Source organism: Massilibacillus massiliensis, from assembly GCF_900086705.1.
Classification (GTDB): domain Bacteria; phylum Bacillota; class Negativicutes; order FLKF01; family FLKF01; genus Massilibacillus; species Massilibacillus massiliensis.
Genome location: NZ_LT575483.1, coordinates 3,419,125 through 3,441,416, shown reverse-complemented (window position 1 = coordinate 3,441,416; position 22,292 = coordinate 3,419,125). Strand labels below are relative to the sequence as shown.

General features: G+C 37.3%; 33 protein-coding genes. All 33 read right to left on the bottom strand.

Annotated elements, in window-relative coordinates; translation table 11 throughout:
- Positions 1-7: 7 nt before the first annotated feature.
- The 33 genes from BN6559_RS16565 to BN6559_RS16425 all read right to left on the bottom strand — a co-directional run bounded on the left by BN6559_RS16565 (position 8) and on the right by BN6559_RS16425 (position 22,241).
- Entirely contained in the window at positions 8-940 is a 933-nt protein-coding gene (locus tag BN6559_RS16565) for a hypothetical protein (protein WP_110955766.1), read from the bottom strand.
- 12 nt (positions 941-952) lie between these two features.
- Positions 953-1,552, bottom strand: coding sequence for a hypothetical protein (locus tag BN6559_RS16560; protein ID WP_110955765.1), 600 nt, complete (start codon positions 1,550-1,552; stop codon positions 953-955).
- Positions 1,552-2,250: a hypothetical protein gene (locus BN6559_RS16555; protein WP_110955764.1), complete on the bottom strand. Its 699-nt coding sequence runs from the start codon at positions 2,248-2,250 to the stop codon at positions 1,552-1,554. The genes BN6559_RS16560 and BN6559_RS16555 overlap by 1 nt, the downstream gene beginning before the upstream one ends.
- A gap of 12 nt (positions 2,251-2,262) precedes the next feature.
- Positions 2,263-2,706 (bottom strand): hypothetical protein, encoded by a 444-nt coding sequence (locus BN6559_RS16550; RefSeq protein WP_110955763.1) that lies wholly within the window; start codon positions 2,704-2,706, stop codon positions 2,263-2,265.
- Positions 2,699-3,697: a putative phage tail protein gene (locus BN6559_RS16545; protein ID WP_110955762.1), complete on the bottom strand. Its 999-nt coding sequence runs from the start codon at positions 3,695-3,697 to the stop codon at positions 2,699-2,701. Before BN6559_RS16545 ends, BN6559_RS16550 begins: the two co-directional genes overlap by 8 nt.
- The gene (locus BN6559_RS16540; protein ID WP_110955761.1) at positions 3,687-4,748 is read right to left on the bottom strand and encodes a baseplate J/gp47 family protein; all 1,062 of its coding nucleotides are present in this window, start codon (positions 4,746-4,748) and stop codon (positions 3,687-3,689) included. The genes BN6559_RS16545 and BN6559_RS16540 overlap by 11 nt, the downstream gene beginning before the upstream one ends.
- Positions 4,749-4,752: 4 nt before the next feature.
- Positions 4,753-5,184 carry a DUF2634 domain-containing protein gene (locus BN6559_RS16535; RefSeq protein ID WP_110955760.1) on the bottom strand — a complete coding sequence of 144 codons (432 nt, stop codon included), beginning with the start codon at positions 5,182-5,184 and terminating at the stop codon, positions 4,753-4,755.
- A 13-nt stretch (positions 5,185-5,197) separates the two neighbouring features.
- Complete coding sequence (locus BN6559_RS16530; RefSeq protein WP_110955759.1) at positions 5,198-5,611, bottom strand: DUF2577 domain-containing protein; 414 nt, start codon at positions 5,609-5,611, stop codon at positions 5,198-5,200.
- Positions 5,611-6,588, bottom strand: a complete 978-nt coding sequence (locus tag BN6559_RS16525) for an XkdQ/YqbQ family protein (protein ID WP_110955758.1) — start codon at positions 6,586-6,588, stop codon at positions 5,611-5,613. The genes BN6559_RS16530 and BN6559_RS16525 overlap by 1 nt, the downstream gene beginning before the upstream one ends.
- Positions 6,581-7,135: a hypothetical protein gene (locus BN6559_RS16520; protein ID WP_110955757.1), complete on the bottom strand. Its 555-nt coding sequence runs from the start codon at positions 7,133-7,135 to the stop codon at positions 6,581-6,583. Before BN6559_RS16520 ends, BN6559_RS16525 begins: the two co-directional genes overlap by 8 nt.
- A 226-nt stretch (positions 7,136-7,361) precedes the next feature.
- The gene (locus BN6559_RS16515) at positions 7,362-9,743 is read right to left on the bottom strand and encodes a phage tail tape measure protein (RefSeq protein WP_110955756.1); all 2,382 of its coding nucleotides are present in this window, start codon (positions 9,741-9,743) and stop codon (positions 7,362-7,364) included.
- Entirely contained in the window at positions 9,743-9,892 is a 150-nt protein-coding gene (locus tag BN6559_RS19365; protein WP_199884084.1) for a hypothetical protein, read from the bottom strand. The genes BN6559_RS16515 and BN6559_RS19365 overlap by 1 nt, the downstream gene beginning before the upstream one ends.
- Before the next feature lie 26 nt (positions 9,893-9,918).
- Positions 9,919-10,338: a phage tail assembly chaperone gene (locus BN6559_RS16510; RefSeq protein ID WP_110955755.1), complete on the bottom strand. Its 420-nt coding sequence runs from the start codon at positions 10,336-10,338 to the stop codon at positions 9,919-9,921.
- A 45-nt stretch (positions 10,339-10,383) separates the two neighbouring features.
- Positions 10,384-10,818 carry a phage tail tube protein gene (locus BN6559_RS16505; protein ID WP_110955754.1) on the bottom strand — a complete coding sequence of 145 codons (435 nt, stop codon included), beginning with the start codon at positions 10,816-10,818 and terminating at the stop codon, positions 10,384-10,386.
- A gap of 23 nt (positions 10,819-10,841) precedes the next feature.
- On the bottom strand, positions 10,842-11,936 hold the full coding sequence (locus BN6559_RS16500; RefSeq protein WP_110955753.1) for a phage tail sheath C-terminal domain-containing protein: 1,095 nt from the start codon (positions 11,934-11,936) through the stop codon (positions 10,842-10,844).
- 50 nt (positions 11,937-11,986) lie between these two features.
- A complete protein-coding gene (locus tag BN6559_RS16495) occupies positions 11,987-12,433 on the bottom strand; it encodes a phage tail terminator family protein (RefSeq protein WP_110955752.1) in 447 nt (148 codons plus the stop codon).
- Positions 12,434-12,436: 3 nt separating this feature from the next.
- Positions 12,437-12,865 (bottom strand): hypothetical protein, encoded by a 429-nt coding sequence (locus BN6559_RS16490; RefSeq protein WP_110955751.1) that lies wholly within the window; start codon positions 12,863-12,865, stop codon positions 12,437-12,439.
- Entirely contained in the window at positions 12,858-13,196 is a 339-nt protein-coding gene (locus BN6559_RS16485; RefSeq protein ID WP_199884083.1) for a phage head closure protein, read from the bottom strand. Before BN6559_RS16485 ends, BN6559_RS16490 begins: the two co-directional genes overlap by 8 nt.
- Positions 13,193-13,492, bottom strand: coding sequence for a head-tail connector protein (locus BN6559_RS16480; protein WP_199884082.1), 300 nt, complete (start codon positions 13,490-13,492; stop codon positions 13,193-13,195). Before BN6559_RS16480 ends, BN6559_RS16485 begins: the two co-directional genes overlap by 4 nt.
- Before the next feature lie 20 nt (positions 13,493-13,512).
- Positions 13,513-13,785: a X2-like carbohydrate binding domain-containing protein gene (locus BN6559_RS16475; RefSeq protein WP_267886736.1), complete on the bottom strand. Its 273-nt coding sequence runs from the start codon at positions 13,783-13,785 to the stop codon at positions 13,513-13,515.
- Entirely contained in the window at positions 13,767-15,029 is a 1,263-nt protein-coding gene (locus BN6559_RS16470; protein ID WP_110955747.1) for a phage major capsid protein, read from the bottom strand. The genes BN6559_RS16475 and BN6559_RS16470 overlap by 19 nt, the downstream gene beginning before the upstream one ends.
- Positions 15,022-15,720 (bottom strand): head maturation protease, ClpP-related, encoded by a 699-nt coding sequence (locus BN6559_RS16465; protein WP_199884081.1) that lies wholly within the window; start codon positions 15,718-15,720, stop codon positions 15,022-15,024. Before BN6559_RS16465 ends, BN6559_RS16470 begins: the two co-directional genes overlap by 8 nt.
- A complete protein-coding gene (locus tag BN6559_RS16460; RefSeq protein WP_110955746.1) occupies positions 15,707-16,963 on the bottom strand; it encodes a phage portal protein in 1,257 nt (418 codons plus the stop codon). Before BN6559_RS16460 ends, BN6559_RS16465 begins: the two co-directional genes overlap by 14 nt.
- A 15-nt stretch (positions 16,964-16,978) precedes the next feature.
- On the bottom strand, positions 16,979-18,685 hold the full coding sequence (locus BN6559_RS16455; RefSeq protein WP_110955745.1) for a terminase large subunit: 1,707 nt from the start codon (positions 18,683-18,685) through the stop codon (positions 16,979-16,981).
- On the bottom strand, positions 18,682-19,062 hold the full coding sequence (locus BN6559_RS16450) for a hypothetical protein (protein WP_110955744.1): 381 nt from the start codon (positions 19,060-19,062) through the stop codon (positions 18,682-18,684). Before BN6559_RS16450 ends, BN6559_RS16455 begins: the two co-directional genes overlap by 4 nt.
- A 91-nt stretch (positions 19,063-19,153) precedes the next feature.
- On the bottom strand, positions 19,154-19,462 hold the full coding sequence (locus BN6559_RS16445) for an HNH endonuclease (protein ID WP_110955743.1): 309 nt from the start codon (positions 19,460-19,462) through the stop codon (positions 19,154-19,156).
- A 134-nt stretch (positions 19,463-19,596) separates the two neighbouring features.
- Entirely contained in the window at positions 19,597-19,881 is a 285-nt protein-coding gene (locus BN6559_RS16440) for a hypothetical protein (protein WP_110955742.1), read from the bottom strand.
- 149 nt (positions 19,882-20,030) lie between these two features.
- Positions 20,031-20,549 (bottom strand): DUF1492 domain-containing protein, encoded by a 519-nt coding sequence (locus tag BN6559_RS16435; protein ID WP_110955741.1) that lies wholly within the window; start codon positions 20,547-20,549, stop codon positions 20,031-20,033.
- Between the two features lie 91 nt (positions 20,550-20,640).
- The gene (locus BN6559_RS19685; RefSeq protein WP_267886713.1) at positions 20,641-20,772 is read right to left on the bottom strand and encodes a hypothetical protein; all 132 of its coding nucleotides are present in this window, start codon (positions 20,770-20,772) and stop codon (positions 20,641-20,643) included.
- Complete coding sequence (locus BN6559_RS16430) at positions 20,765-21,298, bottom strand: ASCH domain-containing protein (protein WP_110955740.1); 534 nt, start codon at positions 21,296-21,298, stop codon at positions 20,765-20,767. Before BN6559_RS16430 ends, BN6559_RS19685 begins: the two co-directional genes overlap by 8 nt.
- A gap of 222 nt (positions 21,299-21,520) precedes the next feature.
- On the bottom strand, positions 21,521-21,694 hold the full coding sequence (locus BN6559_RS19360) for a hypothetical protein (RefSeq protein WP_199884080.1): 174 nt from the start codon (positions 21,692-21,694) through the stop codon (positions 21,521-21,523).
- 6 nt (positions 21,695-21,700) lie between these two features.
- On the bottom strand, positions 21,701-21,865 hold the full coding sequence (locus tag BN6559_RS19355; RefSeq protein ID WP_199884079.1) for a hypothetical protein: 165 nt from the start codon (positions 21,863-21,865) through the stop codon (positions 21,701-21,703).
- Positions 21,843-22,241 carry a hypothetical protein gene (locus BN6559_RS16425; RefSeq protein ID WP_110955739.1) on the bottom strand — a complete coding sequence of 133 codons (399 nt, stop codon included), beginning with the start codon at positions 22,239-22,241 and terminating at the stop codon, positions 21,843-21,845. The genes BN6559_RS19355 and BN6559_RS16425 overlap by 23 nt, the downstream gene beginning before the upstream one ends.
- Positions 22,242-22,292: the final 51 nt, after the last annotated feature.

Genomic DNA, 22,292 nt, shown 5'->3' with positions numbered 1-22,292 from the left:
TTCCCTCCTAATATATTTTTTTGATATATGCTAAACCAACGTAAGCAGGTCTATTGTCAAATGCCTGCCCTCCGCCATTAGCGGCAACACTGACTCCAACATTATAACCATGCGCGCCAACTGAATTTGTAGAGGGTGTATTAATCCAAAGATTACCGTTTACGTATTGTCCTGGACTATAGTCACCCGTTTTGCCAAAACTATATCCTTTTTTCCCGCCTCCAGTGCTTCCATTCCAAACATTGGTTGTATGTGTATGCGCCCCCTGCGCATCAGTCCACGCACTCGCGGTATGGGCGTGATTTGGCATATGATCTACAGACAAACTCACGCTGTTTGTTCCGCCCGTACTCCCAATACTACCTGCATTTGCTCCCATGATAAATTGATTGATCAAATTTCTTGTTCCGTTCGTTCCATCACAAATATGACAATCTAACATTGCTAGTCCCGTAATTTTATGAATTGGGAATCCGTCAGCATTAAATTCTCCATCATACAGCCAAATGTCACCGACATTATGCATTTCACCCTTATGGCGAATCGTCCACTTACAAGAGCCGTCCGTAATTTGCTGTCCTATCGCTACTATAGTAATTCCTAATTTTTCATTTGAAGTTATCCCGGCTTCTATACATTCTAGCTGCGCCCAACTTGGCAAATTTGGATCACTTACGATTGCACCATTTTGATATTGCGTTTCTGGCTGCCTGTATTGTGATTTATCTAAATTGTTATTTTTCAGCCAATTATCATTGGACAATAGCCTTACAAGCATTAGATTAAAAGTTGCCGCGTCAACGGGGTCATTTTCGATAAGTTGCGGGAAGTCAGCTGCATATTCTAAATCGATTGCAATCATTTCGTTTGGTCTTGTTTGTCCTTCAACGATCTGCGGCAATAGTTGCTTTTTCAATGCTTCAAATTCTTCATTAGTCAAACCTATCACCTCTTATCTATTTTTTATACGAAGATATCCATTACAATTAAGCATCCCATGCCATTTGGGTTTATACCCTTGAAAAAGCACTGTATGATTACCAGCACCTAAATTAAAATTAATTGTCTTAGAAAACGTATGTGCATTTGCCCCTGCATTTTCTTCAAAACTGACAATAACATTGTTATCTATTACAACTCGTACACCTACATTGCCGCTTCTTCCTTCATTCGCTCTATAGTTGTAATAAAATTCTAGGGTTAGAATTTGCGGAACATCCGTATGAAAACTACCTAATGTATAGGACTTGCCCGGAAAACTCCCTCCATCATTAAAGCCCATATTGAGCGAATAGCTTAAATTCAAAATTGCAATTGATTCAGAGCATATCTGCCACCATTTATTGTCTGCAATACGAAATATCCGCCCACATGTGCCATACGGTTTGCCAACTTCGTCAAGTTGTGCATATGCCATTTGTCCACTTGCTAGAATGATCGGCAAATAAGGCAAACTGGGTATTAAATCGGTAAGCGCACTATAGAGTGCTGCATACTCTGTTTTACCTTGGCTTGCTGAAATGATTTCAATGTGATTATTTAATTTTGCCATTAAATCACCCTTATTTTACTGCCATCTGGAAAAACTAATTGACCATCTGCATTGAAAATATTTGCGGCAATGGTTACTTTCTTTTCTTTTGTATCAGCATTTATAGTAATCATTTTCCCAGCTGCTATTGTCAAACTATCTTCTTTGGTTGTCGCATTGATGGTTGATGTACCAACTAGAATCTTACTTATCGCATTTTGATTGACTTCTGCCCCATCGGAAATATTTTTAACATTGATCGTGACTTTTCCATTATCAGCAAGTTTTATTTCTACATTGTTCCCGGCAACAAAATTCAAAATGTCTTGCACTTCATTTGCGGTATAGGTCTTATCACCAATTTTTATTACGCCGAAGGCATTTTGATTTACCTGTGCTCCGCTTTCTATTTCATCCAATTTCTTTTTGTCTTGCGCACTCATTAAGCCCTTTATGGTTTGTGTTGCTAGCTCAAAATCTTCTTTGTTTAGTGCGTCCATAAGCTGGTCAATCCATTTTTTTAAGTTACAATCATTAGATAACAAGCGCATAAGTACAGAATTAATTTGTTTATACCATACTTTATCCTTTTGAATAAATTGAGGAAAATAATCACTGAATTCAAGCGTATTTTCTATACCAGCATTCGGTCTTATATAACCTAGCAATTCGTCTGGAAATAAGTCTTCAAGGATTTCTATAAATTCCTGTTCTGTCATAATACCAGCCCCTTAAAATTCTAATGTCCACTTAAATACTAAGCCGGATTCTGCATCTGTTCCCTTACTTGTATAAAGTCGCATCTTTGCAAAAGTTTCATCATTTTCACCGATTAAGGCAACTTCATTGATATTTGCGGTAAGTTCGCCCGCGGCAATTTCACACTCAAAGCAGACACTTGTTTCGGATGGATAGGTAATAATCGAAATATCTTTCGTCAATAAGAGATTATTTAAACCGCCTGTATCAGACGGCACTTCCGGGTTTCCTTGGTCGTCTGTTTCCCCGCCATTTCCAAATGCCATTTTTATAATTTTGCTAATTTTCCCCGTTTCACTAACTGCATGTGCTAATGCTTTTCTAAAATCTATTGTTGTTTTCTTATTTGACAATAAAAAGTCGTCAACATCGACTGTTGACGTTATTTCAACCTCTTGATTTTCTGTATCACTCATAACTCTTTTTTCCTCCTTCTATAATACAAACTCTTTGATTTATGAATCCGCTTCGAAATTCACTACTGAAATTACATTTACGGTTTAGCCGTCGTGTACCATCCATACGAATTTTATGTTTGCCGTTGCTCTGCTTAAAACATGATTGATTTAACGATGATATTCTGCTATTTGTAGTTACTTGTAATTCGGGGCTTGCGATACTCGTTTGCGTGCTAGAATGTGCGTATTCTAATTTTATATTTGCTTTTGTATTAATCCCATAGAAGACATTCGTTTTCGGCTGGCTTTGCTGTTTTGCTTTGATACTTGCAAACATTTTTATTTCCTGCCACATTTTTTCCCTGTACAATCTGTCCGGCGCCATGCCATCCCAGCGCAATGTACCATCAAGCATATATGTGCCATCCCAAAACACACTTGACACACTGCCAAGATTCCAAAAGCAATGTTTGGCATCCACTATTTGCATTGCATGTAATGTATGCCGAATCAAAATTTTTTGCATTATATTGGCTATCAAAAACATGCCTAAGTGTGCGGGCTTATATAAATCTAATGTTTTTATAAGCTCCGCCCAATCTTTTACTTTGTCAATATCAACAATGATATTAAATGCGTTTTGACTATTTAATTCTTGAATTCCACCTGTTTTATCTATTGTATAACGTCGCACCAATTCAGTCATAAACGCTTTAGTAGATGTTTGATTGGCTTGATATCTTGCCAAAATGCGATTACGTCTTGCTAAATAATCGTCTGTAGGTTTTGGAGTAATTCCTAAAATATTTTCATAATACCCTAGCCCCCAAGTCGCAGTAGTAACAAAGAATTGCCTAAGAACGTCCTGTAGTTGCAATTTAATTCGCTCATGTTCATTACTACATACATTTCCAACACTTGTAAAACTCGAATCAGATTGCAAAAATTCCGGAAGATGTTTCATAATGTTTACTTGATCTTGCCGCATCCAACTCATATCAAACAACATTTAATATTACCTCTCCACAAACTGGCAATTCTTCATCACTCAAACTGATATTTCCACTTTGCCCGTTAATTAACAAGCTATCTTTATCATAATCTTTAATCGTTCCGCCATTATTTTCTAAAAGCAACTTACCGATTTGAACAATTGAAACATACTTCATGTTCAGAACATCATCTTTTAAATAGTTATTAATACTTTGCTTTATTTTTTCTATATCATAAACACCTTTTATATTAGCCGTAATGTTTATTAACTTAGGCGCTGGGCTTGTAGTCGTCACAGTCGCACCAATCGGTCTAACCGTTTCTATATAGTCAGCTACTTTTTCAATCAATTCTGCACTTGCTGTTGTTAAATTGGAATTTATGATAATTACTTTAACTGTACCATTACCATCCCATAAAGGTATTACCTTTGCCTGTCCCACACCTGCAACAGCCATCGCCCATTGCCAATAATGAAATTTGTTGCCACTCGTTGCGGGGGTACGCACTTTCATTAAATAACGTACTAAAAATTCCTTGTCATTTTCTTCGTCGAAGCCGTCATAAGTTGCAATTTCGTTTATGCAACTTATGACATTTGGTATAGACATCGGAATATTAACAATTGTACCCGATTTTACTACCCCAACCGCCCCGGCTGTTCCGGCTTCAATATCAATTGTAACCGTCCCAGTTGCTCCGATTATCGCATCTTCTGTAGAGTAAAATTTATTGTCTTGCGCGGTAGTAAATAAACTCCCTTTTATAATTCTCGCGCCTACCTCACCTACTATTTTTAATTTTCCAATTGCTTTCGTTGCTTCTTTTCTAATAACACCAAATTCAGCAGCTCTCATTGTAAGAAACTTTCCCCAACTTGTATCTGCAAAGCCAGCTTCTATCACCATATTAATTTCTTTATACACTTCTGAAAATTCAATGCTATTTGCTGATAACATATCAGAGTTGAAAGAACCTTCTATGTCACTTGCTTCATTATTAGTTTCATTAAGATTTATTTTAAGGCGCTTTAGTACATCACTTTCACTTTGCATTTCAAAACTCATAAAATCACCCCTTTTCCGACACAGTTAAAGTACCATAGATTGTAGTAAGCATGATTGTATATGACAATGAATCTCCATCAATTTCCGCTTTGATATCGTCAATAGATTTAATGTACGGATTCACAAGCAAGGCTTCTCTAATATATTGATCTATTTCCGCAGCATTACTATTGTTATTTGTATATGCTCCAATGAACTGCTCTAATTGAATTCCATAAGCATTGTCGTAAACACGATACCGCCAGCGTTCGGTTTTCAAAGTCTTGTAAATCCAAACTTTCAGCGCTTCGTTTTCCTCGACGATCTTATGTTTACCAGATTCAAATATAAAGCGATCATGTTCAAAATCCCAAGCATATTCTTTAAATGTCGGCAAATTGCTTATTGTGCTTGTCGCATCAGCCGTAGTCGTACCAGCTACAAAAGGATTCCCCATATCTCCACCAACTTTATAAATGTACTATTTTGTCCAAAACGATATATTGCTGACTGCTGCCATCTTCGGACATCATCGGCATAATACTGACGGTATCGCCAGCCTTTAAGGTATCCGTATAAATGATATTGTTCGTGTAGTCATTATCAATATCATGATTATGACTTGCAAATTCGGCATAGCCGCCACCACCTGCCCGGTTTTGTGTCGCACTTGCAAGATGTCCTTTTGCTGTGCGTTCATAGCCGACAAGCAAATACTCACTGATCCAAATTTCTTCTTTTTCAAGAATAATTCCGTTGTAACTGATCTGAATTTCTGGCGGCGGTGTGATTATCTTGCCAATCTGAATTGATGGACTATTACTGTTTAGGCTTACACCTCGCATCACTCCTAAAATTTTGCTATATGGATTTTCATTTTTCATTAGCTATCCACCGCTTTCAAAAATTCAAGATCAAGTTCCATCGTGTGTACATTGTTTTCTATGTTATGCCTGTCTGCTTTGATTGCAAAAATTCCTTTGAGTTGTTCCTCCTGCACAGTGATCGAATACCCGGAAATGCACTGCACATTTCCAATGCCGGATAAATTACTTTTAAAAGATACTGTTTTCAGCATTGCCCTTGCAGCCGTTTGCGTATCTTGTTTTTTATTTTCTTTGTAGACATCTTGCAAGCGTCCATAAGCGGCTAAATCAGAATCATTATTTATCCGTCCAATTTCTGTACCATTTTTATCAACGATTATTACAGTATTTATCATGTCTTCAATACTCTCACTATGCTGTGTGTTTTGCACATTCACAGAATCAGTAGCTATATAATTTTCAATCGTTTCCGACTGTTCAACAACATAAAGTTTATCTTGATTCATGTAATAGTGATACTGCTTACTATTTTGCGCGTATGCCAACCAAAAGGCTTTTTTAATAATCTCTGTGTAACTTTGCCTATCAGCAATAAAGTTAACGTAAACACCGATTGGCGCAATACTACCTATTTCAATGCTATTATCATTTGCGACCTGTTCAATTACTGATTCTACAGTGATATTTTTAAATTTGCGTGTTGTTTTGCTTTTTGCAAGATAGATTAAACGATCATAGACAATAAATTCAAACGTGAAATTTTCTGTATTTCTGTTTCGTGCAAAAACAATCCCTCGAAAAATTTCAATCGGCTGCGCGCCTTGGATTTGATCGTCAGTCCAATAAATGTAGACTGTATCCCCAACTATGATATTCTGATTGATAAAACCTACATCTTTTGTATTGTAAGCGATTGCAAAATCAACTTTGCGCGCTGCCTGATCTATTGCTCCTTGCCATGTACACCTTACAACATAGTCCGAAACATCTTTGATTTCACTGCTTGCACGACTTTTACACTTAAAATTAAACAATTTTACCATTCACTTTCAAAATATTATTTGTTGCTGCATAGGTCACAATATCACCAGTTTGAATACCGCCACTTTTAGCAACTTTTTTATAAGCCGCTAGGACATTTTGATCGTTTTCCCCAAGATTTGTTGTTCTTCCTACAGCGCGACCGATAATATCGCCTATTGAATCGCCGGGGTATACAGTTACGTTCGTCAAAGCATTTTCGGTAAACGACGAATCCGCCCTTTCCTTCATGCCCGTAACTTCATTTACTTGTGTACTATCAACTACACCGCCGATAAATTTATACTCTTTAAAATCAAGTGTAAAATAAACATCACCAGTTCCATCTTGCTCACCCCATTTAAAATTCTCGATCGACACCGCGTAATTAATTGGTGTGCCTGAAATGATAAAACGTGATGGTTTATTGGATACTCTCCAATCATCAATTTTTTTTATATAACTATATGGATCATCCGGTGTACATTGACAAAATGGATATTGCTGATTCGGGAAAAATGAGGAAAGACTCATTTGTTTAAGTCCAGTTTTACCAAGCATATTCAATTCACCTATGTTGTTTATATTAAGTGTAGAATTATTTTGTCTAACTGTAACTTCAAAGTCAGACGGGGGAACAGGAAACTGTATTCTATCGCTATTATTCTGCAAATAAACATTTGGGGCTGTATTAGGGGTTATTCTATTATTTAAATTCGATAACAGACTTGATAAAAAGCTCAATTTTCCACCTTCTTTCAATACAAAAAGCGGTCATTTCTGACCGCTATACTGCACCTTCTGGCTTATTCATTGCATAATTTTCAATTTCTTGCGCTAATTCTTTTGCAACACGCTTAATATCTGCTTCTTCACGCACTATTAATTTTGCAACATGAATCACAATACTAACTTTTCCTTGCCCTGATCCGTCAGCCTTGCCACGTGCGTACTCTGCCTGCATGGATTTATCGTGAGGGATAACACGACTACCAGTAGGCAAATCTACAATTTCCGCTCCGGCATCATGAATCATTGCTTTACCGCCACGCCAATTGTCAGTACCTTGCGCCAGCATTGGGATTTGCGGTTGATAATGCTGACCGCCAACAACCGGCACCCATTCCGGTACATCAACACTGACGCTGTTAACGCCTGCAATTACTTCATTAATAGCGGCTTTAATTGTACTCATGACCGTATTGCAGATTCCTTCGATTGTCGAAAAAATGCCGCTGAATATCTCTACAATCCCCTGCCATACCATAGTCCAATTACCAGTAAATACGCCCGTCAAAAATGTAATTACCCCGCTAAACACGCTAATTAATCCACCGACTACTATACCGATAACATCTAAAAAACCATTCAGATATACACCTACTATATTTACCATAATATTAAACGATGTACTAATTACTTTTAGTATCGTTGCTATTATGCTGCCGCCAGCGATTGTTTTTCCTATAATCACATTCCACACTGTACTAATTAAGCTAATTACAGGGCTTGCAATTGCCATAAATATAGCAATAACAGCATTCTTTAATCGCATAAATAAACTTATGCATACAGCAACAAACGTTGCTATTTTCGGCATGAGTGTCTGCAATTTTTCAGTAATTCCAGTCTTATCCATCCATGTTTTAATTGCCGTTATAGCTGTACTAAATGCGTTTACAATTCCATTCCATAGACTGATAAAAAACGCTTTGATCGGCTCCCAATATGTGTAGATCGCAACAGCTAACGCGATAATTGCCAAAACAGCCAAACCAACTGGATTCATAAATAATACCGTTAATGCTCTGCCAATAACCATAATACTACTTGCAAACTTACTCATAACACCAGTCACTAAATTTATTATTCCCCCGGCTTTTGTAACCGCCAAGGCTGCCATATTAAACGTTTTAGCTATATTAGCAACCATCATAATTGATTTACCACCAATGAGCAGGAACGCTGTAAGACCAACGACTACAGCAGCAATTTTTATTACCATGTCTACTGTTTCCGGATTCATACCTTTAATTGCGGCTGATATATACATGATAAAAGATGTAAATTCAATAAGCGTAGGTTTCAATTTCTCTCCGATTGTCATTGCTAAATCGGTCAGATTGTTCATTGTAATTTTAAGTACATTGATTACGCTTGTATTCATCATTGCCGCAACATCGGCAGACGTTCCACCAGATTCGGCGATCTGCTGCGCTAAATCATCCCACGCGCCAGTCCCTTGGTTGACAAGTGCCAGCATTCCCGCCATAGCTTCTTGTCCCCATAATTGAGACGCTAAAGCAGTTTTTTGAGCGCTGCCCATATTTTCGGTTGCTTTTGCAAATTGATCAATTGCAGATCGTATGCCAACAAATTTCCCTTCGCTGTCTGTCAGTGTCATATTTAACTGGTCAATGACATCTGCGGCAGCTTTTGGCGGCGCTAACATTCTAACCATGGCGCCACGCAATGCCGTTCCGGCTTCTGATCCCTTAATACCACTGTTAGACATTAAGCCTATTGCAGTGGATACTTCGTCAAACGAAGTTCCTGCCGCTTTTGCGACTGACGCAACATATTTTAAAGATTCTCCCATGAGCGGAATGCTTGTATTTGTTGCGTTAGCCGTTAACGTCAACTTATCCGAAAATTCTCCTGCTTTATCGGCTGATAAACCAAAAGCGGTCATATTATTTGTCAGAACGTCTGCCGCGGTCGCTAAATCTACTTGCGCTGCCGTTGCCATGTTCAAAAGCGCCGGGGTTGCTGCCATGATGTCGTTTGCTTTCCAGCCTGCCGCCGCCATGAAGTCCATACCCTCTGCAACTTCTTTGGCGCTGTATGCTGATACTAGTGACAATTGCCTTGCCTGCTCTGTTAGTGCCTTGAACTCTGCTTCCGTGCCGCCCATTTTCCCCTTGACGGATAACATTGCATATTCAAAATCTGAAAAAGCCTTTACGCCATAAGCCGCAACCCCGGTAATGCCTGCCGCAACTGGTAACATAGCTTCACCTAATGAATACATTGACTTACCAGTGTTTCTAATAGACCTTGTCAAACGTTCGTTTGCCCGTTGTTGTTCCTCTATATTCTTGCTGATCTGTTTCAGTGTTGGGCTAAACTGATCTTTTAAACGCATAACTGCGTCAATAACTCTTGCCATTACAATCCGCCCCCATCCGGTGACGAATTTTCATTGGAACGTTGTTCAAGTTCATACCGCATAAAACTATATAAAATTTGCCGTTCTCCCAGCGGCATCCAATAAATTTCGGAAGGTGTTTTATGATGAAAACGGAAAAGGGCGTACAATAAACGTGCTTCCCAATCCGTTTCAATTAGTTTTTTACTTCTTCATTTACTTCCTCATCTTCCTTATCGTACCCGGATAATTCATCTATTTCCGCTTTGATGTCGTCAATTTCTCCAGATAAAAAGAGCTTTGTTACAAGATCTTTTGGCGTTGCTGCGCCAAGATGAGCCAGCATTTTGGGATCTTTCAAATTTGGATCTTTGACGCCATCAAGCACAGTTAAAATTTTAGGATCAAACATATTTACATCTTTAATCCCGCCCTTTTTGCTAAATTCAAGCGTCATACGCTGTATTTCAGCGTATCTCTCTGGGGTAAGTGCGATTAACGTCATTTCAAATTTTTCTTTTATTTTTTCTGAAAGACGTTTTATTTCAAATTTTTTCGTTGGTATTTCCGTAAGTTTTTTCGCGTCTGTTTGTAAAAGTTTATCAATCAATGACATAATTTATCATCCTTTCAAAATTAAATAATAAAAATAGCGGCAATATTAATCTGCCGCACTATCTAAAATATCCCAATCGGTAAATGTAAAATTATACGATTCTTCTCCAATTTTTTTTGCTGTCCAGTCCGCCAAGGTTAAAGAATCAAATACTGCATCCTTAATGACAACTCTTTCCGTTCCAACTGCATCAGGATCGGAAAGTTTTGAAACAATGGTACAAGTTGTTTGTTTGCCTTGTTTCATGTTGTCATTTAGTTTACGAATCATGTAACTAGAAACTTTGTTCATTTTAAGAGAGCCTTTGCCCTCCCATCCAGTCATTTTGAATTGATCACCCATTGTTTTCACAATATTTACGGCTGTTTTTTTAAGATTTACCTGCGCTTTGAATTCTGTAATCTGCGCCATGTAATCTCCATCAATCCAAAGCTCCCCATGAGTACCACTCATGACCTGTTGGGCTTTCATACCTTTCATCTATATCACCTACCTTTTTGAAGTTAAACAGCTACGCCAAGTTTCACATCCTCGATCGCATCAAGTATCTTGATGTTAGCGGAAAGAAATACTTTATCACGTGTATTTGCTTCTTTAATTTCTTGATCTTTCGCCTCTGCTAATTCGGCTTTCGTATAATCACCGTTTGAAAGCAAATAAGCTTTTTGACTTTCTAAATCTATTTGACAATCATTTTTACCTTTATCTAGCAAACCATCGATTTCAAGTTGCATATAATAACCTTGAATCGCAGATATAAGCAGACATTTATTGTCGTAGCTATTCGCGTACTTCCCAATGTAGGATTCATTTGTCGTATCTTTGATATCGTCATGAATCATATCCATGCAATCAATTAATTTGATTTTTTTAAATGAATCATTTTTATCTTGCGTAGTTGTGATAAGGCTGTTAACGCCGCGCGCAATTTTATATTTTCTTCCATCAAATATGACAAAAAGCTCACCTTTGCCGACTTTCTCGTCCATCTGATCTTTTATATACTTGTCACAATCAACGACTTCCGGCAGCGGCGCGTAAGTACAACTAATTGCCATAGGTGTACCACAAATAATCCCTGCAATTCGGCTACAATACTGCGCTGTCGTATATTCTTTCGCCTTTGTGACAATTTTCGTGTTTGTAAAATTAACAACCCCTTCAAAGTCCGCAGGACAATTCGGAAGAACTGCTTTAACCATCTTATCTGCAATCGTTCTTGTGCTTTTAATCCATGTTGCAATTTTTTGGACGTCAGCATCATCAATTTTAGGGATAACAAGATAATCCCATCTTGCATGTAAAAGTTCTAAAAGATTTTCATTGTAATCTGCCGCTGTTTCATCTTGCACATAGACAAGAATGTGTTTTGGAGTTGTTTGATATCCCATCAAAGTAAGTTCAATTTGTTCCTTATTTTCATCTGATAACCCCTCCGGAACGTCGGTTGTACCATAGACAGTATAGGGTGAAGCAGGAAATTTTTTCATATCAGATTCTTTAAGAATAAGCGCTACAATACCGCGCTTACTTCTTTCAATTGCGGTAATTGACTTACTTTTAAATGCAATTTCAATGCTAGGTAATCCAAGTGCCATTTACACCATTCCTTTCTTGCTAAAATAAAAAGCCGCCCAATACTGGCGGCTTAATACTGATTTTTCATATTCATTTTTAAATCTTTCATAAGGTCATATCCATAATCGGGATCATATCCCGTTGAATCTAAGTAATCTATACTGATATTCACCTGCAAAATGTCCTGCTTCTCGCCGATCCGCTCGGCGTGAATAGATTTTACATGTAAATACCTCTTGCCTACCTGAAAGCCAATACTAAATAGCTGGTCAATATCATCCTCGCAATCAATAAAAGCAAGCTGTTTATTTGCGGCTGCATCGGCAAAGTAATTAATTATTAGACTTACGCTATCGCTAGTAATACTTTTCGTTTCAGTATTTCGCTGTTTTATCAACTTAATAAAAAAACACGGTTGCTTGAAGCCTTCTACAACTTCATCCGTGTATATTTTGCAAGTATATTTTGTTTTAAGCAGCGAAATAGCCGCTTTCAATATTTCCTTTTGCTTTAACATGCATCAATCACCTATCTTTTTACTGATTGTTTTATACAATCTTTCGATTTCGGCTGGAACAACATCAGATTCAACTTCTTTTGCTGTAGCTTCAAGGAAATGCTTGCCTTGTACAAAACCAATTGCATTACCTTTCTTATCTACTTTTTTATGACCACGGTCTACTAAATGAAAATGTGGCGACGTACTCCAAATATTCATTTTAAGATCATCACCGCTATGACCTTCCATTTCACTTTTCCACGATTTTTTTAATTTTCGTTTGTGTTCCGTACCACTATCCGGACTTTTTTCCGAAACGATTTTTTTGAACTTATTGCCGATCCGCTTTAAATGCTTTTCAGCCGTTCCGGGGTATTCTCTTGCTACAGCTTCATTTTGCTGCTTAAACTCTTCAAGATCGGAAAAATCTAAGCCGTTATCATCAGCCATTTGCAGCAGCGCCTCTTGACTTTATTGTGCAATATAATTCAAGTCTTTCGTGTCTCATATATGGATCTGTTACGGTTTTAATTTCATACTGTTGCTCACCGTAACGGATAATCATATCATCCGTTACACCTTTCCTGTAGCGTGTAGTGATCTTGAAGCTGTCGACTTCTTTGACTCGCTGTGCTTCGTAATATTCTCGCCCGCGCAAAGGCTCAATGCGCGCCCATGTGCTAAAAGCCTTAACAGGCTTTTGTTCATTTGCACCTACTTCGTTTTCAACGTCTTCATAGCGGTAAAAAGTAATTTTGCGGTCTAATGTACCTGCGTTCATATTTTTACTTCCTCCGGATATGCACCGCATAATGCTATATGTGTAATAATTGCAGTTATGCTGTGCGGATATTCAGAAAGAGTTCCGGGCTTCGTTGGATTTGGTTGCCGGGTATCGTACCAATGGGAGACAAGTAGCTCAATGCAGACATTCCAAATTTCATCATCTGCATACTGTTTGCCCGTTTGGTTCGTGATGTATTGCTGTGCGGCTGTAATAAGCGATTGGATTGTGATATCATCTTCGGTAATATCTTCATCAATACGCAAATAATTTTTTACGTCTTCTAATGTCAATATTAATCACCTCTTAGAGACTAATCTGTAATCGTAATAATTACACTCAGACTATCGCCTGACGCCATAACGACAGTGATTTTTTTATCACCATTTGCTAACGTAGCCAAATATTCTTTCTTAAAAATCACCTTTCCGTCTGCGACAGTATAATTATCAACATTTACAATGGCACTACCATTTTTTACATTACTCACTGCGTTACCTGATACTGTAAGCACTACGTCAGCGGCAGCGGCTTTACTGAATGTAGCATTTTCAAGGCTTACGGTATTTAATTTTTTTTTATCAATACAAATGCTTTCGTCGTCAATACATCACCATCAATAATGGCATATCCCATATAGTCGGTTTTTCTAGGTTTTACATGATCTTCTTGGTACATTGTGATATTCTCATTAGCATTAATTGCATATCCCTTTCCAACATTACCAATCACAATTTCCCCTTTTGAAACAGCATCTTCCTCTTTAACTGGCAATCCTAAAATTCTTCCTACACCGCCTGCATTTGCATCAGGTACAAAAATAGGTCGACCAACTCCATCAACAATATTAGCAAGTACATTCCATATCATGTCATTCTGTGCATAGATAGCCGCGCCACTTAAATAACCTGATTTCATTTTCGCAAGTGCCGCCGTCAATTTTTTATAAACGATCGGATCGCTATCTGAATAAGAAATGACTTGTGGAGTAGAAGTCTCCGCTTCTAATGCAACGGCTATACCTCTTGCCTGTGGTTTCCAAGTATCATTTGTTCCAGGCTTTCCTTTCCCTTCAACAACCCATTTAGCCAGACCATTCCCCATTTTTTCAGCAATTTTCTTAGTTATGTACGTCAAAAAAGCATCCATTGACATTTTCTTTAATTTCCAACTAATTGTAATCGCCTTTGACAATTCACAGCCTGTTAAATTTAATTCACCAAAGTCAAGTTCATCATCGTCCCCCGCTTCGTCTTCCTCATTTGATCCATCTGCATTGCTCAATGAATTCTCTTCCTTGATTAACGTCAAGTCTCCCGGAACAAAAGTCATAGCCAAATCATTTAAAATAGGATGTGCTTCTCCTATCTCTTGCCAAATCTGATCCCTTACGGTTTCAGGAACTAAAACCGTATGCGCTGCTTCGGTTTGCACTGCATTACTAAATTTAGTGTTCATACGGGAAAACATTTCACTTTCGTCTTTATCCTGTGAAACGCCCATCAAGTGCTTTGCAAATGCATTCTTATATAGCTTTTTTTCTTCGGCGGTAAACTCTTCTTTATTCTGATTCTGACCATTAAACCCTATTTGATCTACTGTTTGCATGCCATTAGGTTTTACTGACTTATTGACAAGGTTTAATACAACAGTTCCCTTTTGCAATGCAGATAAATTTGCCATTTCTTTAGCTGCATCTTCAAAATCCGTGTCCAATTTTTCTATTTGATTCCGGATTTCTTGGGCTTCTTTAATCTTTCCTTCATTGATAAAATTTTCAGCCTGAATAAGTAATTCATTCCTTTTAGCCAAATACTTTTCTTTATTCATTTATTTTCCCCCTTAATTTTAAAAGCTCTAACCGTTCCTTTTCGGCTAGAGCTTCCATTCGATCATTATTTTTTTGTCCAACTAATAAATTCCGCACCTTATTTATTACCTCTGGTGGTAACAATACAGAAGGACAGGCACTTGCGACAAGTTTATTTTCATTATCGAAAAGTATTTCGTCAGCAAAACCAAGTTCCTTCGCCTGCTGTGCATTCATGTATGTTTCTTTATTCATTAAATCCAGTAAAGTCTCTTTTTCTATACCAGTCTTTAATAAATAGGCGTTACATATTGACATATTCATGCCCTTAAGAACATCGGCAGCATGCTGCATATCTCTATAATCCCCACCTGCATAACTTGAAACATTATGAATCATGATCTGCGCTGTCGGTGAAATATAAATAGTATCACCAGCCATAGCAATAACACTTGCGGCACTGGCTGCCATTCCCACAATTCTAATATTGATAGTGCCTTGATATGCCTTTAATGTTGTGTATATTTCTGATCCAGAATAAACATCGCCACCCGGGCTATTAATTTCAACGTCGACACTTTCACCTGCTAGAGCCTGCAAAAAATTGCTCACATTTTTAGGACTTGTTGCTTCAATTCCGAAATAATCATAAATTTCCTGATAGTTATTTGGAATTATAACGCCCCTAATTTGCAACTTAGGAATTTTCATCACCCCCTTTACTAATTACAGCTAACAAATTCTTGATATCTTCTAATTGCCTTTCATGTGCTTTAAACCCCTCAAATAATTGATTAATAACCGCTGTATCAAGCCTTCTAATAGGTTTATCTCCACCCTCAATTGGTGCCATATTTAAAACTAAACGCCACTCATTAGGTGTCAATGCCCCTCTATCTACCATTTGCATTAAATTCAGCTTTGTTTTCATGCTGGCATATTGCAAACTACTAGCTTCAAAAATAATCCGATTTCCAAAACTGCGTTCACGTCTCGAAAAAAGTTTTCTTGTAAATTCATTTGACGATTGTATGGAAAATGGCTCAATTTCAGCCTCAAAGTATGCATTCCATTCATCTTCATTAAATTTTGATTGAATGATTTTTTCATTTGTGCCGAAATAATTATAAATACGTTGCACGGTTTTATCCATTTGCGAAGCATTAGGCACATAATCAGTTGGTTGCACTTGCTCAACGTCTGCCTTTGAATCAGTTCCAGCCGCCCCTGCTATGGAATTATCAGCGCTATCAGTTATTTTTAGAAAATCATCAACAAACTTTTTAGTTTGTGCTTGAATATCTTCTGGACGTATTACTCCTTTAAATTTGAGTAACCACTTTATTACAGCACTATTTTTAATTGCTTTGATGATTCCCTGATCAATTGTTGTAACAATCTCCATTAACCCCGCTAAAACGTCTTGATTGCCATCACCAAAAATATCATTGTTGTAATAATCCTGCCGTAAATGAATTACATCCTCATACGAAAAAGTTGCTGTTCTTCCGTTTTGAAATGCAAATTTAAAATAAAGCTGATATTGTGCATCGTAAACAGCCTCTACTGCAATTGCCGGAATTGGATATATCTCTATTGCAAACCCGTTATCATCCCGGTTAATAAAAGCAAATGCATTGTTATTTAATTTAAACTGTATTGCCAACTTTTCTTGTAACATTTGCCCCGTCATGTACGGGTTTGGTTCTTCAAGCAACAACTTTACATACAAATCCGGATTTATTTTTAAATCTGTACCACTTTGGCGAATCTGTTTTGCAAGTAGTTTACCTATGGATTTATAAAACGGTCTTATGCAACTTCGCACAATATCGGATTTATAAAGCTTTCCATTCCACGAATAAAAACCGTTCCCGCGATCTGTAACTAGCTGATACCTAACGACAGTCGGCGAACGGTTAAAAACTCCTGTTAACTTATTTATTAACCACAAAAAAATCCCCCATTTCTAAATTAAGTTTAAATATTCTTCCTGATGCCGTTCTAATGTTACATAAGCATCAAGCATTGCAGCAAATCCATCGATACGCCGTCGCTGATTACTCGTTTTACAAGGCAGTAAATTTGCATTTCTATCCTCAATTACAGCAACATTGCTAAGGCACCATTTGGTAATAGGATTGTTATTGTAATTAATTCGCTTAGAATCAAGGTCAGCACCTAAAGACCGTAATGGACCCGATAAGGTTTTTGCTCCCTGCATGACTTGTTCCGGGCATTCCTCTCCAAATTTTTCTTTTAGCTCCTCCACAAAATACGTTGCCGAATAACTGTCATAGCCAATCCAAGGAATCCAAATATCATAAATCTCTCGTAATTCAATAAACCACTCTACGACAAATTTATAATTTACTTTATTTCCCGGAGTTGTCCGCAATAGCCTCAAATCATGCCATAATCTGTATGGTATTTTATCTTCTTTATCCCGCGACTCAAGTAAATCCTCTGGTAGCCAATACATGTGTAAGTAATATATTGTGGTATCCCCTGGCGTCATAAACAAAACACATGCGCTTGTAAGGTCTGTAGTAATCGAAAGGTCAACGCCACCAATCCCATAGCGTGGCTTTAATGCCGGAATATCAAATACAGCTTGATTGTTGAGTTGCTCAAAAGTAAGCCATGCTTGCGACGATGTTTCTCTGATATTAAAATCCTTACACAAAAGATTTTTTACCAGCATAGGATTTTTTTTCGCCTTTTCAACCTTTGTTTTCAACTGATCTATTTTTTTTATAGTGCCAAGTCCCGGATTCGCTTTATGCCAACATTCTGGCTCTTGCCATTCTTTTCTATTGTCTAACTCGTAAATAATTGGCAAAAGCCTTTCATTTTTAAACCCGCCCGGATCGTCATAACCATTTATAACGTCTTCGCATTCACCATATTTAAAATCATATACTGATTCTCTAATCGTTCCGGCTGTAGAAGTAATAAAAATCAAAGGTTGTTCTCTTGCTGTTGTACCATCAAAAATTACATCATATAAATTTTTATCCTTCCAAGCGTGTATTTCATCCAATAACGCACCGTGTACATTTAAACCATCTAACGTATCTGAATCACTGCCAAGAGGTTTAAAAAAAGAATCATTAAAATCAGACGTCATTTCTGCTACTAAAGGTTTGATTCTTTTTCGTAGTGCAGGTGACTTTTTAACCATTCTTTTCGCTTCAAGCCATATTATTTTTGCCTGATCTTTTTTCGTTGCACAAGCGTATACTTCCGCTCCCGGTTCTAAATCTGCAATCTGTAGATATAACCCTACAGCCGCTGCAAGAGTTGATTTTCCATTTTTTCTAGCAACTATTAAAATAACCTCTTGGTGCTTTCGTGTACCATCAATTTTATGAATAAATCCAAATGTAGCCGCTACTAATGCTTTTTGCCATAATTCAAGCATAAATGGACTTCCGCCAGCTTTGCCTTTGGAATGTTTGCAATAATTTTCAATAAACTCAATTGCATGATTCGCTCTTTTAGCGCTATATTCCCATTCGCTACCTGAATCATAAATTATTTTTACAAGCTCTCTGTAAACTTTGAAAATCTTACTTGAAACTTTCTCCCTGTTTTCATTTATCCAGTTAAAATATTCAATAACCGGATTATACGCAAGCGGATAGCTAATCATTTTGACGACTTTTTTATTCATCTATTATTCACGAAGGTTTCAAATCCATCATCTTCCGGCTTTGGATCTTTTCTGGGCAGCAATTCAGTTAATTGTTTTATAATTGCCGCATGATTTTTTACCATCGTATTATATATTTCAACCTCTGGAGACTTCTTTGTTCCCCATTGATTCTCGCCATTTTTATATTCACTTACTGCCCCTTTTTCATTTATATCTCGTTGCAAGTCTTGTAATGTAACAGCCATAAAAGCTGCATTTTCAATAAGTGATTGCACAGCCTTTTTTGCCTTTACATCTATTTTCGTGAATATACTATTAAGTCTGCGCTTCTCTTTGTTTATGCTGTCAATTCTGCGTTTTTCTTCTTCAATCCGTTCTTCATCTGTTAATTTCATCCAAAATCACCTCACTTTATACCACACCCCCTCACGCGTATGAGTCATGTATTTTTTGAAGGGTGGACTCCGGTCTTCAAATTTTCTCATTCTACACACAATTAGGGGGGGCTTCGACAATCCCAACCATGTCGCCATTGGTATCAAATACAGCTTGCCTGCTGTCCTGCTTGCCATGAATGGCGTTGTGACAGTCTAGGCATAGATACATAAGGTTGTTCCAACCTAACGCAATCGCAGGATCATTAATGTTTGACGGCGTTAAGGTTTCTTTGTGATGCACTATGTAGCCCTGTCTTCCGCATTTTTCACACAAAAAGAATTTAGAAGCTGCATAGGTCTTGCTTGCCTTCTTCCATGCGCCGCTGTTGTAAAATGCTTTTGCAAATTCTTTTGCCATATGAAGACCTCACTTTCAGTTTGTTTTTTTGAGTTGTCCGAATCCTAAATAGAATTCATTATTTTAATTTCATTTGTAAACAAAAATCAAACCCCAATTTGTAATACAATTGAATTTCAATTTTAAATTTGATTTTAAAAATAAAGATTATTTAAATAACCTTCACAGGCTTCCCTTATCTCTGCACTGTTTTTCCCGTCGCGCTGCTGGTGATGTTTATAGCAAAGCAGGCATCCCTTTTCGGGAATATCTTCTTTGTATACTCCGCACGGCTCATGATGCCACTTCTCACCAATAGGCACATGTTTACCACAGCCCGGCACAACACAAGTATAATTATCTCTTTCATGAATGAATTGATTTAGTTCAGCAACTGCTTTGCCACGTAACCTAATACGCTTCTGTTTTTTTAAATTCATAGTGTGCAGCCCCTTTTGCGCATACAAAAAAGACGCTGCTAATTGTAGCAACGCCTTTTTATATGTATTCGATTATTTGACGGTTTTTGCCTTGCACATAGTATAGCACTAAAAATCGCACAAGAAAATTGCATCTTTATGGCACGGGATTATTGCACGGCATCCGCACCCCATAAACTCACGCTGATTGTGTTTATGAGCCTTTTCCTATTGCGGTATACCGTTGTCCTATCACAATGCATTTGTTCAACTATTTCTTCCTCTTTTAAACCTTCAAAATAGATCATTTCAATCACTTGATAATATTCATCACTCTTTATCGTGTTTAAAGCTATATTAATTTCTTCGATCTTTTTTTGATCTCTGACTATTTTTTGCCTGATTGCTAAAATTTTCGCTTCCCGGATATCTTCTATATCCATTTTTTCACTACCGCCGGAATTAGCAAGATATAAAACAAAGTCTTTTGAGGTTCGCATGTCCTCTTTGGCAATATCTTTTATATCTAATTCGTAACGCTTGATATTTTCTTTCAAAATCGGATATGCGCGCAATGACCGTTCAGTACGTCTGTATGTATCCCTTTCGGTTGATTGTCTACGACCGAAAGAAACTGCCTTGTTAAATAAATTTTCGATTTCCTCATGATCTTTTTTGGTTAATCCCATTCAAAAACCTCCTTGTCTAAGCTCAATATTTATTGTATTGAATTTTTATTCATGATTCCAACCTTTCTTTGTACCCAAGTTGGGTACATTTTCAGCCACCAAGATTAGGCATTATGCAGTCCCATTCATAATTATCAAATTCAATGCATTCGTATTTTGTTATTTCGCCGTTTGTTATCTTAACGTTTTCTATTGTTGCATTCATTAATTTTTCTTTACTCATTTTTGTTTCCTCCCATATAGAAATTTTCTAAAAAATAATCATCTGGTATATCCCAATTCCATAGTCGTTGCTGCCCTTTCGCCGCAATCGGCGTTATAGGCTGTACATTATCTAATTTCCATGCATATCTATTATAGGTAAAATCACCGAATGCAAGTTCCTTTCCTGTTACGATCATATCGTTTTCCAATATTGCTTTTCCAACTTCTTGATTACCAATTTTTAAGTTTGCTCTGCATGTTACTCTTGCACAATCTACTAAATCCGCTATCGCAATTACACATCCAAGACCTTCATAGCTAATACACGTATTTCCTTCTGCACTTGTTTCTACATATCCGTGTTCTTTTAAAGCCGAAAATATCGGTTCTTCCCAAGCTAAATTCATATGCCATGCTTTTAAACTTTTTGCTGCATGAATTGCAATTTTGCCCCTATAATGCGTCCTCCAACTCCGCGTCTCTATCTTTTTAGCACCACAGGCAATAAGACTCGCCCACGGCTCTAATATCGTTATTGCTTTCATTGTTTATCACGCTCCCTTTTACATTTTAATTTTGCATCGATTTATAAATTTACTACATTCAGCATTGAAAACAATTCCATGTTCTTCTCGAAGCGTTTTACTGTTCACAATACTGTATGTGTTTTTTCGCTGCTGCTTACGTTAATAGTTGTATTAGCCAGCGTTCTAATTACCTCTTTATAAACTTCTTTTTGATTGCATACATCTGATTTTATACATTCATCACAAGTCATTTTCATCACGCTCCTTATTATCTAAATCATTAGTGTCTGGACCTTCTCCCCATTCTTCCGCACATCTTTTCGAATTTGGGATTAAATACATACACCCACTTCCAGATACCGAACAATCAAATCTACCACTATCAGAATCATATTTTGCACATTTGCAGCTCATTGTTACTCACATCCTTAATCCTTGTTCCCGTTCATATTCTTCATTTTCTTCATAACATTTTTCGCAATACCATTCGTCTTTAATTATAGGTGGGAATAGACTGCAACTATCTTGAATCATTTCATCTTCTCGAAACCATTTACCGCATTCACAACATTTTCTTTTTAACATTGTTTGTCTCACTCCTTATTTGCACACTCTTCACAAAGCCATTTTTTTGAATTTCTTTAGAGTTATATTCCAAATATTCGGCGTAGCTGACATCGTTATGATCATAAGTCCCTTCTGTTTTCTCACCGCATTTTGAGCATATTCCACTAATGATGTCATGTTCGTGTGTCAGCGGATAAACAGATTCGTCTACTTCTACTTTGCAATTATAAATTCCATTTTCTATAAAACGATATTCTTCATAACTTAGAGCAGCGTTTCCTTTTGATTCGTTGTCTAATTTTTCTATGTGCTCAACAGCTTCGCAATCATTGAAAAACTCAATAAATCTTTGCATCAATTCTTTTTCCGCTTCACTACTAACGATTATTTTCATTCCGACCGTCTCCCCATGAATTTATTTATAATCTGTTTTATATTCGCCGTC

What these genes read in the sequence shown, in the direction of transcription:
- BN6559_RS16560 (WP_110955765.1), bottom strand. Translation starts at nt 1,552, where the DNA reads ATGGCAAAATTAAATAATCACATTGAAATCATTTCAGCAAGCCAAGGT.
- BN6559_RS16555 (WP_110955764.1), bottom strand. Translation starts at nt 2,250, where the DNA reads ATGACAGAACAGGAATTTATAGAAATCCTTGAAGACTTATTTCCAGAC.
- BN6559_RS16550 (WP_110955763.1), bottom strand. Translation starts at nt 2,706, where the DNA reads ATGAGTGATACAGAAAATCAAGAGGTTGAAATAACGTCAACAGTCGAT.
- BN6559_RS16545 (WP_110955762.1), bottom strand. Translation starts at nt 3,697, where the DNA reads ATGTTGTTTGATATGAGTTGGATGCGGCAAGATCAAGTAAACATTATG.
- BN6559_RS16540 (WP_110955761.1), bottom strand. Translation starts at nt 4,748, where the DNA reads ATGAGTTTTGAAATGCAAAGTGAAAGTGATGTACTAAAGCGCCTTAAA.
- BN6559_RS16535 (WP_110955760.1), bottom strand. Translation starts at nt 5,184, where the DNA reads ATGGGGAATCCTTTTGTAGCTGGTACGACTACGGCTGATGCGACAAGC.
- BN6559_RS16530 (WP_110955759.1), bottom strand. Translation starts at nt 5,611, where the DNA reads ATGAAAAATGAAAATCCATATAGCAAAATTTTAGGAGTGATGCGAGGT.
- BN6559_RS16520 (WP_110955757.1), bottom strand. Translation starts at nt 7,135, where the DNA reads ATGCTTGGTAAAACTGGACTTAAACAAATGAGTCTTTCCTCATTTTTC.
- BN6559_RS16515 (WP_110955756.1), bottom strand. Translation starts at nt 9,743, where the DNA reads ATGGCAAGAGTTATTGACGCAGTTATGCGTTTAAAAGATCAGTTTAGC.
- BN6559_RS16510 (WP_110955755.1), bottom strand. Translation starts at nt 10,338, where the DNA reads ATGTCATTGATTGATAAACTTTTACAAACAGACGCGAAAAAACTTACG.
- BN6559_RS16505 (WP_110955754.1), bottom strand. Translation starts at nt 10,818, where the DNA reads ATGAAAGGTATGAAAGCCCAACAGGTCATGAGTGGTACTCATGGGGAG.
- BN6559_RS16500 (WP_110955753.1), bottom strand. Translation starts at nt 11,936, where the DNA reads ATGGCACTTGGATTACCTAGCATTGAAATTGCATTTAAAAGTAAGTCA.
- BN6559_RS16495 (WP_110955752.1), bottom strand. Translation starts at nt 12,433, where the DNA reads ATGTTAAAGCAAAAGGAAATATTGAAAGCGGCTATTTCGCTGCTTAAA.
- BN6559_RS16490 (WP_110955751.1), bottom strand. Translation starts at nt 12,865, where the DNA reads ATGGCTGATGATAACGGCTTAGATTTTTCCGATCTTGAAGAGTTTAAG.
- BN6559_RS16485 (WP_199884083.1), bottom strand. Translation starts at nt 13,196, where the DNA reads ATGAACGCAGGTACATTAGACCGCAAAATTACTTTTTACCGCTATGAA.
- BN6559_RS16470 (WP_110955747.1), bottom strand. Translation starts at nt 15,029, where the DNA reads ATGAATAAAGAAAAGTATTTGGCTAAAAGGAATGAATTACTTATTCAG.
- BN6559_RS16465 (WP_199884081.1), bottom strand. Translation starts at nt 15,720, where the DNA reads ATGAAAATTCCTAAGTTGCAAATTAGGGGCGTTATAATTCCAAATAAC.
- BN6559_RS16455 (WP_110955745.1), bottom strand. Translation starts at nt 18,685, where the DNA reads ATGAATAAAAAAGTCGTCAAAATGATTAGCTATCCGCTTGCGTATAAT.
- BN6559_RS16450 (WP_110955744.1), bottom strand. Translation starts at nt 19,062, where the DNA reads ATGAAATTAACAGATGAAGAACGGATTGAAGAAGAAAAACGCAGAATT.
- BN6559_RS16445 (WP_110955743.1), bottom strand. Translation starts at nt 19,462, where the DNA reads ATGGCAAAAGAATTTGCAAAAGCATTTTACAACAGCGGCGCATGGAAG.
- BN6559_RS16440 (WP_110955742.1), bottom strand. Translation starts at nt 19,881, where the DNA reads ATGAATTTAAAAAAACAGAAGCGTATTAGGTTACGTGGCAAAGCAGTT.
- BN6559_RS16435 (WP_110955741.1), bottom strand. Translation starts at nt 20,549, where the DNA reads ATGGGATTAACCAAAAAAGATCATGAGGAAATCGAAAATTTATTTAAC.
- BN6559_RS19685 (WP_267886713.1), bottom strand. Translation starts at nt 20,772, where the DNA reads ATGAGTAAAGAAAAATTAATGAATGCAACAATAGAAAACGTTAAGATA.
- BN6559_RS16430 (WP_110955740.1), bottom strand. Translation starts at nt 21,298, where the DNA reads ATGAAAGCAATAACGATATTAGAGCCGTGGGCGAGTCTTATTGCCTGT.
- BN6559_RS19360 (WP_199884080.1), bottom strand. Translation starts at nt 21,694, where the DNA reads ATGAGCTGCAAATGTGCAAAATATGATTCTGATAGTGGTAGATTTGAT.
- BN6559_RS19355 (WP_199884079.1), bottom strand. Translation starts at nt 21,865, where the DNA reads ATGTTAAAAAGAAAATGTTGTGAATGCGGTAAATGGTTTCGAGAAGAT.
- BN6559_RS16425 (WP_110955739.1), bottom strand. Translation starts at nt 22,241, where the DNA reads ATGAAAATAATCGTTAGTAGTGAAGCGGAAAAAGAATTGATGCAAAGA.